The sequence below is a fragment of the Streptomyces sp. NPDC090021 genome, assembly GCF_044748225.1.
Classification (GTDB): Bacteria; Actinomycetota; Actinomycetes; order Streptomycetales; family Streptomycetaceae; genus Streptomyces.
Map to the genome: position 1 here is coordinate 22,806 of NZ_JBIVFO010000057.1, position 15,283 is coordinate 38,088.

The 15,283-nt window shown below is 72.1% G+C and carries 13 protein-coding genes; 8 read left to right on the top strand and 5 right to left on the bottom strand.

Annotation, left to right across the window (positions count from 1 at the left end):
- Window positions 1-423 precede the first annotated feature (423 nt).
- On the top strand, window positions 424-1,233 hold the full coding sequence (locus ACIPXC_RS32100) for a pentapeptide repeat-containing protein (RefSeq protein ID WP_401625167.1): 810 nt from the start codon (window positions 424-426) through the stop codon (window positions 1,231-1,233).
- A 320-nt stretch (window positions 1,234-1,553) separates the two neighbouring features.
- Here the strand turns inward: ACIPXC_RS32100 and ACIPXC_RS32105 are convergent, their stop codons facing one another.
- The 4 genes from ACIPXC_RS32105 to ACIPXC_RS32120 all read right to left on the bottom strand — a co-directional run bounded on the left by ACIPXC_RS32105 (window position 1,554) and on the right by ACIPXC_RS32120 (window position 5,910).
- Window positions 1,554-2,669, bottom strand: a complete 1,116-nt coding sequence (locus ACIPXC_RS32105) for a CU044_5270 family protein (RefSeq protein WP_401625170.1) — start codon at window positions 2,667-2,669, stop codon at window positions 1,554-1,556.
- Complete coding sequence (locus ACIPXC_RS32110; RefSeq protein WP_401625173.1) at window positions 2,669-3,301, bottom strand: RNA polymerase sigma factor; 633 nt, start codon at window positions 3,299-3,301, stop codon at window positions 2,669-2,671. The genes ACIPXC_RS32105 and ACIPXC_RS32110 overlap by 1 nt, the downstream gene beginning before the upstream one ends.
- 1,242 nt (window positions 3,302-4,543) lie before the next feature.
- Window positions 4,544-5,716: an alpha/beta fold hydrolase gene (locus ACIPXC_RS32115; protein ID WP_401625176.1), complete on the bottom strand. Its 1,173-nt coding sequence runs from the start codon at window positions 5,714-5,716 to the stop codon at window positions 4,544-4,546.
- Between the two features lie 56 nt (window positions 5,717-5,772).
- Window positions 5,773-5,910 carry a hypothetical protein gene (locus ACIPXC_RS32120; RefSeq protein ID WP_401625179.1) on the bottom strand — a complete coding sequence of 46 codons (138 nt, stop codon included), beginning with the start codon at window positions 5,908-5,910 and terminating at the stop codon, window positions 5,773-5,775.
- Between the two features lie 701 nt (window positions 5,911-6,611).
- Here ACIPXC_RS32120 and ACIPXC_RS32125 point away from each other — a divergent pair.
- The 6 genes from ACIPXC_RS32125 (at window position 6,612) to ACIPXC_RS32150 (ending at window position 13,745) form a co-directional block, all read left to right on the top strand.
- On the top strand, window positions 6,612-6,920 hold the full coding sequence (locus ACIPXC_RS32125) for a hypothetical protein (RefSeq protein ID WP_008742356.1): 309 nt from the start codon (window positions 6,612-6,614) through the stop codon (window positions 6,918-6,920).
- Window positions 6,921-7,022: 102 nt separating this feature from the next.
- The gene (locus ACIPXC_RS32130) at window positions 7,023-7,853 is read left to right on the top strand and encodes a hypothetical protein (RefSeq protein WP_401625181.1); all 831 of its coding nucleotides are present in this window, start codon (window positions 7,023-7,025) and stop codon (window positions 7,851-7,853) included.
- The gene (locus ACIPXC_RS32135; RefSeq protein WP_401625184.1) at window positions 7,843-9,156 is read left to right on the top strand and encodes a hypothetical protein; all 1,314 of its coding nucleotides are present in this window, start codon (window positions 7,843-7,845) and stop codon (window positions 9,154-9,156) included. Before ACIPXC_RS32130 ends, ACIPXC_RS32135 begins: the two co-directional genes overlap by 11 nt.
- On the top strand, window positions 9,153-10,715 hold the full coding sequence (locus ACIPXC_RS32140) for an SCO6880 family protein (RefSeq protein WP_401625187.1): 1,563 nt from the start codon (window positions 9,153-9,155) through the stop codon (window positions 10,713-10,715). The genes ACIPXC_RS32135 and ACIPXC_RS32140 overlap by 4 nt, the downstream gene beginning before the upstream one ends.
- 19 nt (window positions 10,716-10,734) lie before the next feature.
- Window positions 10,735-12,156 carry an ATP-binding protein gene (locus tag ACIPXC_RS32145; protein ID WP_401625189.1) on the top strand — a complete coding sequence of 474 codons (1,422 nt, stop codon included), beginning with the start codon at window positions 10,735-10,737 and terminating at the stop codon, window positions 12,154-12,156.
- A gap of 2 nt (window positions 12,157-12,158) precedes the next feature.
- Window positions 12,159-13,745 carry a type VI secretion protein gene (locus tag ACIPXC_RS32150; RefSeq protein ID WP_401625192.1) on the top strand — a complete coding sequence of 529 codons (1,587 nt, stop codon included), beginning with the start codon at window positions 12,159-12,161 and terminating at the stop codon, window positions 13,743-13,745.
- On the opposite strand, the gene ACIPXC_RS32155 is transcribed toward ACIPXC_RS32150, so the two are convergent.
- The gene (locus ACIPXC_RS32155) at window positions 13,742-14,302 is read right to left on the bottom strand and encodes a GNAT family N-acetyltransferase (RefSeq protein ID WP_401625201.1); all 561 of its coding nucleotides are present in this window, start codon (window positions 14,300-14,302) and stop codon (window positions 13,742-13,744) included. The two genes, ACIPXC_RS32150 and ACIPXC_RS32155, sit on opposite strands and share 4 nt — an antisense overlap.
- Before the next feature lie 48 nt (window positions 14,303-14,350).
- Here ACIPXC_RS32155 and ACIPXC_RS32160 point away from each other — a divergent pair, with 48 nt between their 5' ends.
- The gene (locus tag ACIPXC_RS32160; protein WP_401625195.1) at window positions 14,351-15,175 is read left to right on the top strand and encodes a DUF3626 domain-containing protein; all 825 of its coding nucleotides are present in this window, start codon (window positions 14,351-14,353) and stop codon (window positions 15,173-15,175) included.
- Window positions 15,176-15,283: the final 108 nt, after the last annotated feature.

Consider the following 15,283-nt stretch of genomic DNA (forward strand, 5'->3'; position numbering starts at 1 on the left):
TGGTAACCACGGCCACCAGACCCCGGCGCAGGCTCAGCGTGCGAATCCCAACCCCACCCCCAGCCCCACCAGCACCGACCCGATGGCACGGGTCAGCGCCTGCTGCGCCCTCGGCATCCGCTCGGGCACATCTCTCTCGCCGACGGCCGTCCGGGCCGCGTCCTGATCGCCCCGGGGGCTGGGCGAACACCCCGCCTCACTCGCCGTCTCCCTCGCCGTCTCCCTCGCCTCCGACGAGCCCCCTGCCCGAGATCCGGCTCGGCGCCTGGACCCACGACACGGCGGCGCTGCGCGTCTGCGAGAAGCCCGGCTTCCGCACGACGGAGACCCTCGAAGCCCTCGAAGCCGTCGCGGTCGTCGACGGCGTGCCCCGGAGCGTCCACTGGATGCGCCTGACCGCCTCCGACCGGCGACAATGAAGGCGTGTCCGAGAGCCTGCCCCTCCTTCGAGCCGACTGCGCGAACTGCTTCGCGCTCTGCTGCGTCGCCCTGCCGTTCGCCAAGTCCAACGACTTCGCCGTGAACAAGCCCGCCGGAACCCCTTGCAAGAACCTCCAACAGGACTTCCGCTGCGGCATCCACACCCGCCTGCGCGACCAGGGCTTCCGGGGCTGCACCGTCTTCGACTGCTTCGGCGCGGGTCAGCAGGTCTCCCAGGTCACCTTCGAAGGCCGCGACTGGCGCACGCACCCCGAGACCCGCGGGGAGATGTTCGACGTCTTCCCGGTGATGCGACAGCTGCACGAGCTGCTCTTCTACATCGACCAGGCACTGGGCCTCCCCGACGCGGCCCCGGTCCACCCCGGCCTGCGCCGCCTGCTCTCCGAGACGCAGGAGTGGACGCGCGCCGACGCCGGCGCCCTCGCCGCCCTGGACGTCGCGGCCCTGCGCGGACGGATCAACACGCTGCTGCTGGAGACCAGCGAGCTGGTCCGCGCCAAGGTCCCGGGCCGCAAAAAGAACCACCGGGGCGCGGACCTCATGGGCGCCCGCCTCTCCGGGGCCAACCTGCGCGGGGCCAACCTCCGCGGCTCCTACCTGATCGCCGCCGACCTCTCCCGCGCCGACCTCCGCACGGCCGACCTGATCGGGGCGGACCTGCGCGACGCGAACCTGCGCGGGGCGGACCTCCGAGGAGCCGTCTTCCTCACCCAGCCCCAACTGAACGCCGCCCAGGGCGACCGGCACACCCAGCTCCCCACCCCCCTGACCCGCCCCACCCACTGGTCCTGACCCACCGGCGCCCGCCGCGGGGCCCGCGGCCGGCGAGGATCTTCGAGCTCCGCCGCACCCTCCGGCTCGGCCGCACCACCCCAGCCCGCCCGCCGACGTTCGAGGCGCGGGGTCCGGGGCGGAGCCCCGATCTTCCGGCCCCGCCGGCGTTCGAGGCGCGGGGGCCCGGGGGCAGCGCCCCCACAACGGCGTCCGGGATCCCGGGGGCAGCGCCCCCGCAACGACGCCGCACCCGACAACGCACCGGCACCACCCCGCACCCCACCCGCCAAGCCCGCCAAGGCGGCCAAGGCGGCCAAGCCCGCCGCAGGCGAAGGGCGTCAGCCTCCCGCCCCCGGCATCTCCTTCATCCGGTCGACGACACCCCGTGTCATCACGGCATTGGTGAACACCACCGTGCCCTCCTTGATCAGCCCGTCCTCACCGGAGTCACCCCGCACCTGGACGACCCGCTCCCCGAGGAACTCCAGCGTCTCCCGGTCGAAGATCCACTCCTCCCGCTGGCCGTTCTCCTCGTCCATCCGCGCGACCGCGATCCCGTGACGGCCCGCGGCATCGACCGCGTCATCGACCGTCACCACACCGGGGATCTTCGCCGCGGTCCGGTAGAGCGCGGCCGCCAGCTCCGCCGGCGGGTAGGTTTCCCGCAGCAGGTCACCGATCGTGGTGAAGGCCTGCTGGTCGGGGCCACGCCCCTTCCCGCGGGTCTCCTCGTAGATCTTCTTCAGCAGCACGTCGGGGTCGGTGGGCAGCCCGGCGAGGTAGTCGTGGCTGGGCGCGTTGAGGCCCGGCTGCATGTCCTTGCCGTTCTCCTTGGGCCGGTCCAGGGTCAGGCCCCCGGGGCCCGTGGCTCCGGGCTCGATCAGCCAGCCCTTGAGGCCGTCGGGGGAGTTCCACGTGTGGCGCATGTGCAGCTCCTGGCTGACCAGGCTGCTCGTGTCGCCGACGGTCTTCACGTAGGTGTTGGCCGTCTTGCTCCCGATGTAGATGAACTGGTCCGGGCGCACCTTCACGCCAGGACCGACGGAGGCGGCCGCCAGGGAGATCCGGTCCAGGAGCTCCGCCGTGCCCTCGGCCTCGGCGGTCCCGATCCGGGTGGTCATCGCCGGCCCCGTGGCGATCGTGGAGCCCGGTCCGTCCGCGGCGCCCCGGTCCACGTACGTGAGGAACCCGGCCGCGAGCGCGCCCGCCAGGGCGAACGCAGCCGCGGGCACCAGGAACGCACGGCGCAGGAAGGGGTTGCGCGACCCCGCCCCACGGGCAGGGGTGGCACTGCCGGCGTCGGCGGCTCGGAGGTCTTCGTGGATCTGGGCCATCAGTCGCTCCTTGTGGAACTGGTGGCGGCCCGCGGGAAGTTCCCGTTCGACGAACGTCGGGCGGAGGGAGGAGTCGTCCTCCCGACCGGCCGGGTGGGGCCGGGAAAGGTCGGCGTTCATCAGATTCCCTCCTGTGCGGACCGGACCGTCTTCGCGCGGTCCTCATGTGTCTGTCGGGACCGGGCCGCGAGTTCCCGTCTGTTCTTCTTCAGTTCCGCGTCGGCGAGTCTGCGCAGCTTCGTACGGGCCCTGGAGAGCCGGGAGCGCACGGTTCCGACCGGAATGCCGAGGACCCGGGCGGCCTCGGCGTACTCCAGGCCCTCGCACAGGCACAGCAGCAGCACCTCGCGCTCGGGGCCGCGCAGCGCACTCAGACGGGCCAGCGTCGCCGCGATCTGCTGCCGGTCGTCCAGCCGGCCGGCCACCTCGTCGGCGTGATCGGGTACGACCGCGCCCCCGGCCGCTGCCGCCGCGGCGGCGGCAGCGGCGGCGGCCCGGAAGCGACGGTTGCTGCGGCAGTGGTTGCGGGCGAGGTTGGTGGTGATCCCCAGGAGCCAGGGCCGGAGGGAACCGCCCTCGGGATCGACCGTGCCGCGCAGCCGCCACGCCTCCATGAAGGCCGCCGACATGACGTCCTCCGCGACGGCCCAGTCCCCGGTCATCCGGAAGGCATGGTTGTAGAGGGTGCGGGAGTAGCTGTCGAACAGCTCCGCATAGGCGTCCGGATCACCGGACCGCACCCGAGTTCGCATCTCTGTGGTCACTCCTGTCGGCTGTCCGCCGCCCCACCCGAGTTCCCATGACCCGCATCACACCACCCGGGCTGCCGGGACAGCGGTGCCGTCGGACTGCCGTCGGACTGCCGGCAGTCCGACGGCTGCGCCGAGCCGCCGACCCGTCGGGTACCACTCAAGCACCACAGAAGACCCCGCAACCAGCTGGGCGGTGACGGCAGCCGGCTGCCCACCGTGGGCCCTGCCGATGCTGTTCATGCCCGTCACGGACGCCCCGGCAGTCCTGCGCCACGGCAACCTGACGGTCGGCGCCCCCGCAGTCGGGCACCACCGACCGGCGCGCATCTCAGCGGCTCGTCCACTCGGCGCCGGTCAACCTGTCGCCACGACCGACCGGACAGCCCGGTTCCAGCAGCGCCGCAGCCGACCCGGCGCCATCGCGGCCTGGCGCCGACAACCCAGTGGCCGGGCAGCCCACCGCCGGGCGCCACAGCCGAGTGTCGCCACGGCGGACCCGAGGCCCAGTGCCCCAGCCAACCCGGCGTCCCCGCAGCCCGACGCCGATCCGGCAGCCCGCGACACAACGCCACAGCGGCCCGGCATCCGGGCAACCCGCCGCCCCCACCAACCCACCAGCTCGGCGGCTCGGCGGTAGCCGACCCGACAACCGACACCCAGCCATCCCGACAGACCGGCCCCGGCAACCAACCGGGCACCCACGGCGCCCGGGTCCACAGCCGACCCTGCAGCCCGGGGCCGGCCCAGCGGCCCGGCCGATCCGCAGCCCGCAACGCAAAGCAACGCCGGTGCGAAGCCGACACCCGGCCACCCCGGGGCCGCGCACCAGCCACCCCCGGGCCGAGCAGCCCGACACCTCACCGCCGCAACCGACCCGTCACCCGCACCTGCCGGCGCCACCGAGCAGCCAGCAACCCGGCCATCCGCCAGCCCGCGACAACACCACAGAGGAACGAGCCGATACCAGGGCGACCCCAGGTGCCCACCGCACGGCGCCACAGCGGACTGGACAGCCCCGCTCCGGCAGCCCGACATCTCAACGCCGCAGCCGTCCCAACAGCACAGGCCGCCCGGCCGATCCGCCAGCCCGGTATCGCCCAGGCCCGGCGCCGGCCGACCCCGTACCCCCTCGCCCGGCACCGGGCCGAGCCCGCGGCACCGCCGGCCCGGCCCGGTGCCGGCCGCCGGCCCAGGCGACCCGGCCGGCATGCCCTGCCGCCCTGCCGCCCAGCCGCCCGGCCCTCAGGCCCTGTCGTCGGCCCGGCCGAGCCTCGCCAGGAAGCCCCGCACCGCGGCGAAGTACCCCTCCGGGTCCCCCGACCGCACCGCGTGCCCCGCCGTCAGCTCCACCAGCCGGACTCCCGCCCTTCGCACCGTCATCTCCCGTGCGTGCTCCGCCGACAGCACCCCGCTCCGGTCCCCCCGTAGCAGCAGCGTCGGCGTCCGCACCCGCAGCCAGTCCTCCCAGTGGTCCCCGTTCAGCCCGCGCTGGGACTCCACCATGTCCTCCACCTCGAACGCGGTCCCCCACCCGTCCGGGTACTCCCGTACCGCCCCCTCCAGATACGGCGCCGCACTCCCCACCCCCGCCAGGAGGCCGGCCCGGGTCGTGGCCCGCCGCGGCCACGCCCGCGCGAAGGACAGGTCGCCGTCGACCACCGCCCCGATGTCCTCGACCACCAGCGCCCGCACCAGATCCGGCCGCCGCGCGGCCAGCTGGTACGCGTTGACCCCGCCCAGCGAATGTCCCAGAACCACCGCGGGCCCCAGCCCCACGTGCTCCAGCAGCGCGGCCGCGTCCGCGACGTACCCCTCCCTCGTGTACTCCGCCGCCCGGTCGGAATCCCCCTGCCCACGCTGGTCCAGGGCGATCACCCGCCATGCCGGACCCACCTCCCGGGCCAGCCGCTCGAAGTCGGCCCCCGACCCGAAGTGCCCGTGCAGCGCCAGCAGCGGCGCCCCCGGACCACCGAAGTCCGTGTAGGCGAGGCGCCGGCCATCCCCCGTCACCAGCACGCCCGGCAGCGGACCCAGCTTGTCGATGACCCGCTGCCGCAGCAGCTGGTACTCCTCCCAGCGCCGCTTCAGCCGCCCGCCCGGCCGCTTGACCACCCGCCCGGGCGTGACCACCTCACCCCGCCGGAACTGCTCCCTCGTCAGATCGACCCGGATGCCGCCGGGCAGCAGGTTCCACCAGTGGTAGCCCTCCTGCCGGCCCTCGTGGAACACCTCACCCAGCACCAGGTCCCCGCCCACGAGGTCCTGCACGAGCAGGGCGGTGATGTCGCACTGCCCCCACGCCGGATTCTCCGGAGTCCAGGGCACCCGGCTGATGTCGGTCGGCTCGCAGGTGTCCGCGGACCACCCCGCGCGAATGGCCGCCTCAAGATCGGCAAGAGTCCAGGTAGTCGTCATCCCTCCAGCCTGCCGCACCCCACTGACAACGCAGCGGCTCCACGGATCCCGGGCGTTCAGGGGTTGATGACGGCGGCCCGACCCAGCATGCAGGTCAGCGCCGCAGGCCGGCGCCGGCGTGCACGAGTCTCGAAGACGGCCCCGGCGATGGTGAGCACCTTCATGTGGACCCGGTCCGCGACCTTGACGGACACCCCGCAGGCGTCCCTCGGACAACCGGCGTCTGCCGGGGATTCGGTCAGGTCCTTCCCCCCGTAGCCACCCGTCGGCGCGCTCCGGTAGCCGACGTACGTCCTCCCCCGGTCAGCGCCGCGCCGTACTCGGCACCCGACACCGACCCGGGAACCCCGGCCGTGTCGATGTCCACGCACGGCCCCGGCGACCCCTGAGCCCCCGCAGGCCCGTCGGGACCCCGCGAAACCCCGCTCGACCTTCGACTTCGTACGCCCGCACGGCACCGGACATGCCGGGCCGGCCAATCACGGAACCCATCCTTCCCTCTCCGCGTCGTCCTACCTGACGACGTGGAGCTTCACCCGCAACCCCGGGTACGGATGGATTACTGACGGAATGTCGGACATATGTCAGCGAGTCGGCCCAACGACACGCGCCCCCACTGCTCCGAACGGCGGCCCCTGGCCCCGCCCCCCGTACGCCGAGAGGACAATCATTGCCCGGCGTCACCCCCCGTGATACACAGAGTGACCGCACGTTCTTGCGCATGGACGCCGGTCCGGCCCAGGTCAGAGCACGGAAGCCGGTCGCAGGCCGCGAGATCGGGTAAAGAGAGCCGACAAGTCGACGACGGCGGCGGTTTCATCAGCGAAGATAGTGCGTAACCCCTGCCGCCGGGCAGTGGGCTTCCGGAACTACCCATACAGGGGCGGTGAGTTACATGATCCTGGCAGCCGAAAAGGGCGACATCACCACCATCATCGGCGGAATCGCCCCGAACTGGGGGCCGTTCGGCAGTCTCGGCAACGAAGCGAAGGTCATGATCGAGGTGGTCATGGCCGTGGCGATCCTCCTCTGCCTCGGCATCGCCATCTGGGGCGCGGCCAAACAGCGCATCGGCGCGACCGCCCTGCGCGACACGTTCAGCGCGGAACAGGGCAAGGGCCTGATCGTGGCGGGCCTCACGGGCGTCTTCATCATCGGCTCGCTCGGCACGCTCTTCACGATCGTCTACGGAATGGCCGTCTAGCCCGACCGACCACCGGTGGCCCGACCTGATGGGGACTCACCACACCGCGTCCACGCGGGAACCAGCGCTACCGTCGAACGACGCGGAGGGGGCGGAAACGGAATGAGCAACGACGACCAGTACGGCGGCGCCGGCTACGGCGAGGTCGGCGGCACGGGCCAGACCCGCACCCGCCTCCCCGAACCCCCCGCCGACCCGTACGGCCCCACCCGCCGCACCTCCCGCGCCCCCCGCAGCCTGGTCACCGTGGTCGGCGTGGTGGTCCTCCTGATCGCCGCCATCGCCTTCGCCAACCAGTCCCCGGACACCCCCGACGACCGCCCCTCGGACGAAGCCCCGGCCGCCGCCGCCACGGCAGCCACGGGCACCGACCCGGTCACCGGCAAAACCGCCGGCATCCCGAAGGGCTTCGCCCACGACGAACAGGGCGCCCAGTCGGCCGCCGCCAACTACGCGGTCGCCCTCGGCTCCGACGGCATGTTCAACCCGGCACGGCGCCGCTCGATCGTGGATGCCATGGCGGAAGAAGGCAGCCGCGCGAAACTGCAGGCCGCCTTCGACGCCGACTACTCAGCGAGCCTGCTCACCCAGATCGGCCTCACCAAGGACGGCTTGGCTCCGACCGGCGCAACGTTCGTCAACCGCACGGTCCCGGCCGGATCCAAAGTCAAGAACTTCTCCGCCGTGTCCGCTTCAGTCGATGTGTGGTGCATCGGCATGTTCGGCCTGACCGGCGACAAGTCCACGCGCCCCGTTACCAGCAGCTGGTTCACGATCTCGATGACTCTCAAGTGGAACGGATCGGACTGGAAGGTGGTCGAGACCTCGCAGAAGGACGGCCCCACACCGGTCACCGGCGATGTCCCCGTCTCCACCTCCGACGAGATCGGCAGCGCGGTCACCGAATTCGGAGGGTTCACCTATGCACGGTAGCAACCGGCCCTCGCTCCGAAGGATCGGCGCGATCACCGCAGCCGTCCAGACCGCAGTCGTTCTCTTCGCAGCGCGGGCGATTGCCGCGCCGGACCCGACGCCCACCCCCTCAACGAGCGCGAGCAAAGACCCCTGCTCGCTGATCGCCGGTCCGGCCAGGGAGTACTGCGAGCGCGGCGAAAGCGGAGCCCCCCGCACCGGCCTCGCGCCCAGCGACCCGGCCGACGCCCTCAACCCCCTGGCCTCCCTCGCCAAAGGCTGCGCCGACGCCGCCTCCTGGATCGTCACCAAGCTCAGCGAAGCAGTCAACGGCAGCGCGAACGTCGACTTCACCAACGCCGCCTTCCTCAAGCAGTACGCCGTCGTCTTCGCCGCCTCCACCATCCTCACGCTCGTCCTCTGGCTCTTCGCCGTCGCCAAGCGAGCCGTCCGCGGCGTCCCCCTCACCACCGCCCTCTCCGAAGCCATCGGCTTCCTCTGGCTCACCGTCCTGGCCTCCGCCTTCACCCCCCTGATCCTCTACACCGTCGTCTCCGCCACCGACGGCGTCACCGAGGTCATCGCCTCCGCCACCGGCGGCCAGACCGACGTCTTCTTCGGCTCCTTCTCCGAGGCCCTCAAGAAGGGCAACGACATCGGCGGCGGCCCGATCATGCTGATCGTCGTCTCCCTCGTCACCGTCCTCGCCGCCGGCATCCTCTTCCTCGAACTCTTCATCCGGGCCGCCCTCCTCTACGTCGGCGCCCTCCTCGGCGTCGTCGTCTACTCCGGGCTGGTCGACCGCAACCTCTGGGGCCACGTCCGCCGCTGGGCCGGCATCATGATCGCCGTCATCCTCGTGAAGCCGGTCATCGTCATCGTCCTCGGCCTCGCCGGCGCCCTCACCGGCGACCAGGGCCCGAACGCCTTCTCCGCCGTCGTCACCGGCCTCTCCATCATCCTCCTGGCGATCTTCGCCTCCGCGATGATCTACCGCTTCGTCCCCGGCTTCGGCGACGAGATCGCCGCCGCCCGCGCCGGCCGCAGCAAGGCCACCGACGGAGCCCAGGCAGCCGCCGTCATCAGCTCCCCGGCCTCCCTCGTCTCCCAGGGCATCAAGACCCACAGCAGCCGCGGCGCCCACCGCGGAGGCGACGGCGGCGGCGCGGCGCCCCGCCCCGCCAACCCCCTCTCCGGAGGCGTGGCCGCCCACAGCAGCCGCCCCACCTCCGGCGGCGGGGCCGGCGGCGGATCTGTCCCCTCCGCCGCACCCCCGCCCCGCACGAGCTCAGGCACGAGGAACACAGGAGGTGACGGGCGTTGACGACCCAGTCCCACCAGCTGCACCCGGTCGCGCCCCGCCGCACGTATCTCATCGGCCGCGCCCGGCCGAACGCGATCGTCGGCAAGAACCGCGAGACCGGCGAGATCGCCCTCATCATCACGGGGGCGTTCTTCGGCATGATGAGCGGACTGCTCGTCCCCGACCTGACCCTGCGCATCGTCAGCCTCGTCGGCTTCCCCGTGCTCGCACTCGCCGCCGTGTACGTCCCGTACAAGGGCCGCACCTTCTACCGCTGGTTCGAGATCAGCCGCAGCTACAAACGCACCCTGCGCCGCGGCACCACCTACCGCTCCGGCGCCATGGAAGCCGGCGTCCGCGCCGCCGACGGCCGCGAGGTCGAGGTCGGCCCGCCCCCCGGCATCGGCCGCATCAGCTGGCTCGCCGCGCCCTTCGGCCCCGACGAGATCGCCGTACTCCTGCACGCCGACCGCCGCACCGTCACCGCCGCCATCGAGATCGAGGGCCCCGGCGTCGGCCTGCGCGACAGCGAGGACCAGGAGGCCCTCGTCGACCGCTTCGGCACCCTCCTCAAGCACGTCGCCAACGGCGACGGCTTCGTCACCCGCCTCCAGATGCTCGCCCGCACCCTGCCCGCCGACCCCGACGCCCACGCCAAGGACGTCGCCCAGCGCGGCGACACCCAGGCCCCCGTCTGGCTCCGCGACTCCTACGACCAGCTCCAGTCGATGGTGTCCACCTCCTCCGAGCAGCACCGCGCCTACCTCGTCGCCTGCATGCACTACACCCGCGACCTCGCCGCCGAGGCCGTCACCATCGCCCGCGCCTCCACCCCCCACAAGGGCCGCAAGCTCGACCGCGACGCCGGCCTCGCCATCGTCATGGCCCGCGAGCTCACCGACATCTGCGCCCGCCTGGCCGAAGCCGACATCCGCGTCCGCCAGCCCCTCGGCCAGGGCCGCCTCGCCTCCCTCGTGCACTCCATGTACGACCCGGACCACCCCATCGACCACATCCAGGCCATGACCAAGCGCAACGCCTGGCCCGCCGAACTCGACGCCGTCGAAGCGACCTACCTCCAGGCCAAGACCCGCGAGTCCTCCACCCGCGCCCCCTGGTGCCACGCCACCGCCTGGGTCAAGGAATGGCCCATGACCCCCGTCGGCGTGAACTTCCTCGCCCCCCTCCTCGTCCACACCCCCGACGTCATCCGCACCGTCGCCGTCACCATGGACCTGGAGCCCACCGAGGTCGCCATCGAGCGCATGCTCACCGAGAAGACCAACGACGAGGCCGACGCCTCCCGCGCCGCGAAAATGAACCGCACCGTCGACCCCCGCGACATCGCCGCCCACGGCCGGCTCGACCAGAGGGGTGAAGATCTCGCCAGCGGCGCTGCCGGGGTCAACCTGGTCGGGTACATCACGGTGTCCTCACGTTCACCGGAGGCCCTCGCCCGCGACAAGCGCACCATCCGCGCCTCGGCCGGCAAGTCCTACCTGAAGCTGGAATGGTGCGACCGCGAGCACCACCGCGCCTTCGTCAACACCCTGCCGTTCGCGACCGGCATCCGACGCTAGCTGGAGGGAAGACCCGCCCATGCGAGATCCCATGACAGCGCTGACGGACGCCTTCACCAGCTTCCTCTTCGGCAAAGTCGAAACCACGCGCCTGCCCGTACGCACCTCCACCGGGCAGGCGCAAGCCGTCTACCTGCCCACGGCCGCCCCCGGCCTCGGCGACTCCGGCGTCATCATCGGCCGCGAGGTCTACAGCGGCAAGGGCTACATCTACGACCCCTTCCAGCTGTACGGCCAGCAGCTCCCGGCCCCCCACTGGCTGGTCCTCGGCGAATCCGGCAACGGCAAGTCCGCCCTGGAGAAGACCTACGTCCTGCGCCAGCTCCGCTTCAAGGACCGCCAGGTCGTCGTCCTCGACGCCCAGGGCGAGGACGGCGTCGGCGAATGGAACCTGATCGCCCAGCAGCTGGGAATAACCCCCATCCGCCTGGACCCGATCGCCGCCAACGACTCCGGGATCCGCCTCAACCCCCTCGACCCGGCCATCACCACGACCGGCCAGCTCGCGCTGCTCCGGACCATCATCGAAGTGGCCATGGGCCACGGCCTCGACGAACGCGCCGGCTTCGCCCTCAAGGTGGCCCACGCCCACGTAATCGACACCATCCGCGACCGCCAGCCCGTCCTGACCGACATCGTGGAACAACTGCGCCACCCCGAAGCCGAGTCCGCGCTCGCCATGAACGTCGACATAGACGATGTCCGGGCCTGGGGCCTCGACGTGGCACTCGTCCTCGACCGCCTCGTCGACGGCGACCTGCGCGGCATGTTCGACGGCCCCACGACCGTCGGCATCGACCTCGACGCCCCCCTGATCGTCTTCGACCTCTCCCACATCGACCGCAACTCCATCGCCATGCCCATCCTCATGGCGATCGTCGGCGTGTGGCTGGAGCACACCTGGATCCGGCCCGACCGAAAGAAGCGCATCTTCCTCGTCGAAGAGGCCTGGCACATCATCAACAGCCCCTTCGTCGCCCAGCTGTTCCAGCGCCTCCTGAAGTTCGGCCGCCGCCTCGGCCTGTCCTTCGTCGCCGTCGTCCACCACCTCTCCGACGTCGTCGACGGCGCCGCCGCCCGCGAGGCAGCCGCCATCCTCAAGATGGCCTCCACCCGCACCATCTACGCCCAGAAAGCCGACGAAGCCCGCGCCACCGGCCGCGTACTGGGCCTGCCCCGCTGGGCCGTGGAGATCATCCCGACCCTCACCCCCGGCATCGCCGTCTGGGACGTCAACGGCAACGTCCAGGTCGTCAAACACCTGATCACCGAAGCCGAACGCCCCCTGGTCTTCACCGACCGCGCCATGACCGAATCCTCGGCCCCGCCCCGCCTGCCCGCCGACCTCCTCGCCGCCGAACTGGAAGCGGAGGAACGCGCCCTGTCCATCGAACGCAGCCGCGGCAGCGGCAGCCCCGGATCCGCGACCACGGTGGCCTGACCATGCACGACGCACGACGCACGGAACCTGCCGCACGCGGCGGCGGCATCCCGGACGGCCTGCTGGTCGCCCTGCTGGCCTTCCTCCTCGGCCTGGCCGTCCTCGTCTGGACGGCCACCGGCCTGGCCGCACTCTTCGCCCGCGGCTCCTGGCCCGACAGCGTCACCTTCACCCGGACCCCGACGGCCGTCCGCGCCCTGACAGCGCAGCCGCACGACATCCCGGCCGCCTGGCCCGACACCGACCCGGCGGCCCTCTCCGGCTGGGGCCTGTTCTGGGGCCTGTTCGTCAGCCAACTGCTGATCCTGTTCGTGCTGACCGTCTTCGTGATCGGCGTCGTCGCCCGCACCAAGGCCCGCCGCGCCCTGGCCCGGCAGGCCGGCCCGCCCCCCACGCCGCACGCGTTCACCCCCCTGCCCGCGCAGTCCAAGGGCGCCCCGGCACCGGCACCGGAGCCCGCCTCCCCGCCGGCTCCCACCCCGACGCCTCCCACCCAGCCGATCAGCGCGGCCACGATCCCGGCGGCGGCCCCCACCCATCCAGCCGGGCCGGCGTTCGCGGCACGGGGGCCCGGGGGCAGCTCCACCGCCCCCCACACCGGCCCGACCGACGAGGCCTACCGCTACGGCTTCGGCTACGCGCCCCGGCCGACAGCGACGACCACCACCCCCGCTACCGCCCCGCAGGAGCTCACGTACGGTGGCCCGAACGACCGCCTGCGCGCCGCGGCCACCCGCATCGGCGAGATCGAGGGCGCCGCCCTGATCGTCACCTCCTCCCCGACCCTCTGGGCCGAGACCAAGGACGCCCGCGCCAAACTCGGCCCGGTGCTCCTCTACGACCCCTCCCACCTGTGCGACACCCCGGCCCGCATGCACTGGAACCCCGCCGAGGGCTGCGCCCACCGTGACACCGCCGCCGCCCGCGCGGTGGCCCTGCTGGCCCCCGTACGCCCGCAGGCCCGGATGGACGAGGCGGTGGCCGACACTGCCGAAACGCTCCTGCGCAGCTGGCTCCAGGCCGCCGACCTCGACGGCCGCCCGTTCAAACAGCTCCACCGCTGGGCCCAGGGCAACAGCGCCCAGGACCCCGTACGCATCCTGCGCACCCACCCCGACGCCGCGGCGGGCGCCGCCGGCGAGCTGGAGAGCGCCCTGACCGCGCACCCCGAACGCCGCGAGCTCTCCCTGCATCTGACGGCACGTGCCCTCTCCTGCCTCACCTCGATCCACATCCGCGAAGCCTGCAATCCGAACCGAACGGATTCGCTCACTTTGGCTTCGTTCCTGTCCGAAGGGGGCAGCCTGTATGTGGTGGGTGAAGCACTGGAGGACCCTCGCACCCACCCGGGTGCGATGCCGTTGCTGACCGCACTCGCCTCTCACGTGGTCGAGCACGGCCGCCGCATGGCCGCACGGTCATCCCACGGTCGGCTCGACCCACCACTCTCCCTGGTGCTGGAAGACGTCGCGGCCGTGGCCCCCGTCCCCCAGCTCCCGGAGCTGCTGGCCGTGGACACGCTGCCCCTCCTCGCCCTGTGCCGCAGCCGCGAGCAGGCCCGCTCCCGCTGGCCCGGAGCCGCCCTCTAGACGGTGACGGGCCGCCGGAGCACGTACTCCAGCTCCTTGGCGGCCGGGTTCCCGGGCACCGGCACGACGATGCCCGTCGCCTCGAAGCCGTACTTCCGGTAGAAGGCGTCGGCCCGCGCGTTGTCCTCGTGCACGAAGAGCCGTACGCGTTCCAGGGCCGGCTCCTCCAGCTCCCAGGCCCACTCCACCGCGGCCGCGAACAGGGCTTCGGTCAGCCCGGTCCCGCGCTGCTCGGGCCGTACGAACACCCCGACCACATGTCCCTGCGCCCGCTCGACGGGCTGGTCGAAGAAGTCGACGGTCCCGCCCTCCTCGACGAGGACGGACACCGTACCGACCCACCGGCCGTCGGAGGCCTCGGCGACGAACTGCCGGGCGGCCCGTCCGTGCGACGCCCCCGCGGCCCGCCCCTTCCAGAACTCGTCGGGGTGTCCCTCGGCCTGCTCGACCGTCTCGAGGAAGGCGACCGGGGCCGCGGGGTCCATGAGCCCGGCGATCCTCAGTTCCTTCACCTTCGCCCACTCGTCGGCGCGCACCGGGCGTATCACGTACTGCAGCTCGTTCATGAGCGGAGATCCTAACCATCCATCAGTCAGACTTCAGCCATGAATCCGCACGTCAGAGCCATCGACTACGTTACCGCCCGGTCTCACGGCAGCCCCTTGGACCCGACTGTCCCGGTGACCCTCAACTTCCATCCCGACCGATGGTCCGGCGACCGTCCGATCCTCGCCGCTCTGGCCGAGGACGGCGTGTACCGCTCCCAGTTCGTCACGGGTACGAGCAACGGCGGTCTCACCGCCCATCCCGGGGGCGCCCGCTGGCTGTGGGAGAGCCGCATCTTCGGCGGCGCCTACGACGACGCCCCACCGGAGGCCCGCCCGGTGTACGGCGCCCTGAACTTCCGCCGCCATCCTGCCGGCGCCGCCCCGCGTTTCGGCTCGGCGCACTTCCGCCTCACGCCGGACGCACTGCCGCTGACCACCTTCTGCTACCCGGACAGCTACCTCGAACCGGATTTCTTCGGCGTCGCGGATCGCATGTCCCTGATCGCGCTGGCCGAGGCGGACGATCAGGACGCCCTCGACGACTACATCGAGGCCCAGGTCCACACGCCCGTCCGGCTGGAACGCGATGTCGCCGCTCTCGTACTGGACCCCAGTCATCGCGGCACGCCGGTCGAGGCCGCGGCCGCCAGACTCCCCTGCCCGACCGAATGGCACCAGGGCTACCTGCTCACGGTCGACGAGCTCCGCCGTCACCCCGAATACCGCGGCCAGGAGTACGTCGACCTCGGCGCGGACATAGCCGTCGCAGGCCGGCTGACCCCCCACATCCTCGGCGAGGCGGCCCGCACCGGCCGGTACGACGAGCAGACGCTCAAGCGCGTATGGCACTACCTGGCGCGATTCGGATTCGGAATGCGCTGAACAGAACACTCCTGTGAACGCAGAAAAGCCCCGCACCATGACGGTGCGGGGCTTTCCCACAATGATTGTTCGGCGGCGTCCTACTCTCCCACAGGGTCCCCCCTGCAG

What these genes read in the sequence shown, in the direction of transcription:
- ACIPXC_RS32105 (WP_401625170.1), bottom strand. Translation starts at nt 2,669, where the DNA reads ATGAACGCCGACCTTTCCCGGCCCCACCCGGCCGGTCGGGAGGACGAC.
- ACIPXC_RS32110 (WP_401625173.1), bottom strand. Translation starts at nt 3,301, where the DNA reads ATGCGAACTCGGGTGCGGTCCGGTGATCCGGACGCCTATGCGGAGCTG.
- ACIPXC_RS32115 (WP_401625176.1), bottom strand. Translation starts at nt 5,716, where the DNA reads ATGACGACTACCTGGACTCTTGCCGATCTTGAGGCGGCCATTCGCGCG.
- ACIPXC_RS32125 (WP_008742356.1), top strand. Translation starts at nt 6,612, where the DNA reads ATGATCCTGGCAGCCGAAAAGGGCGACATCACCACCATCATCGGCGGA.
- ACIPXC_RS32130 (WP_401625181.1), top strand. Translation starts at nt 7,023, where the DNA reads ATGAGCAACGACGACCAGTACGGCGGCGCCGGCTACGGCGAGGTCGGC.
- ACIPXC_RS32135 (WP_401625184.1), top strand. Translation starts at nt 7,843, where the DNA reads ATGCACGGTAGCAACCGGCCCTCGCTCCGAAGGATCGGCGCGATCACC.
- ACIPXC_RS32145 (WP_401625189.1), top strand. Translation starts at nt 10,735, where the DNA reads ATGCGAGATCCCATGACAGCGCTGACGGACGCCTTCACCAGCTTCCTC.
- ACIPXC_RS32150 (WP_401625192.1), top strand. Translation starts at nt 12,159, where the DNA reads ATGCACGACGCACGACGCACGGAACCTGCCGCACGCGGCGGCGGCATC.
- ACIPXC_RS32160 (WP_401625195.1), top strand. Translation starts at nt 14,351, where the DNA reads ATGAATCCGCACGTCAGAGCCATCGACTACGTTACCGCCCGGTCTCAC.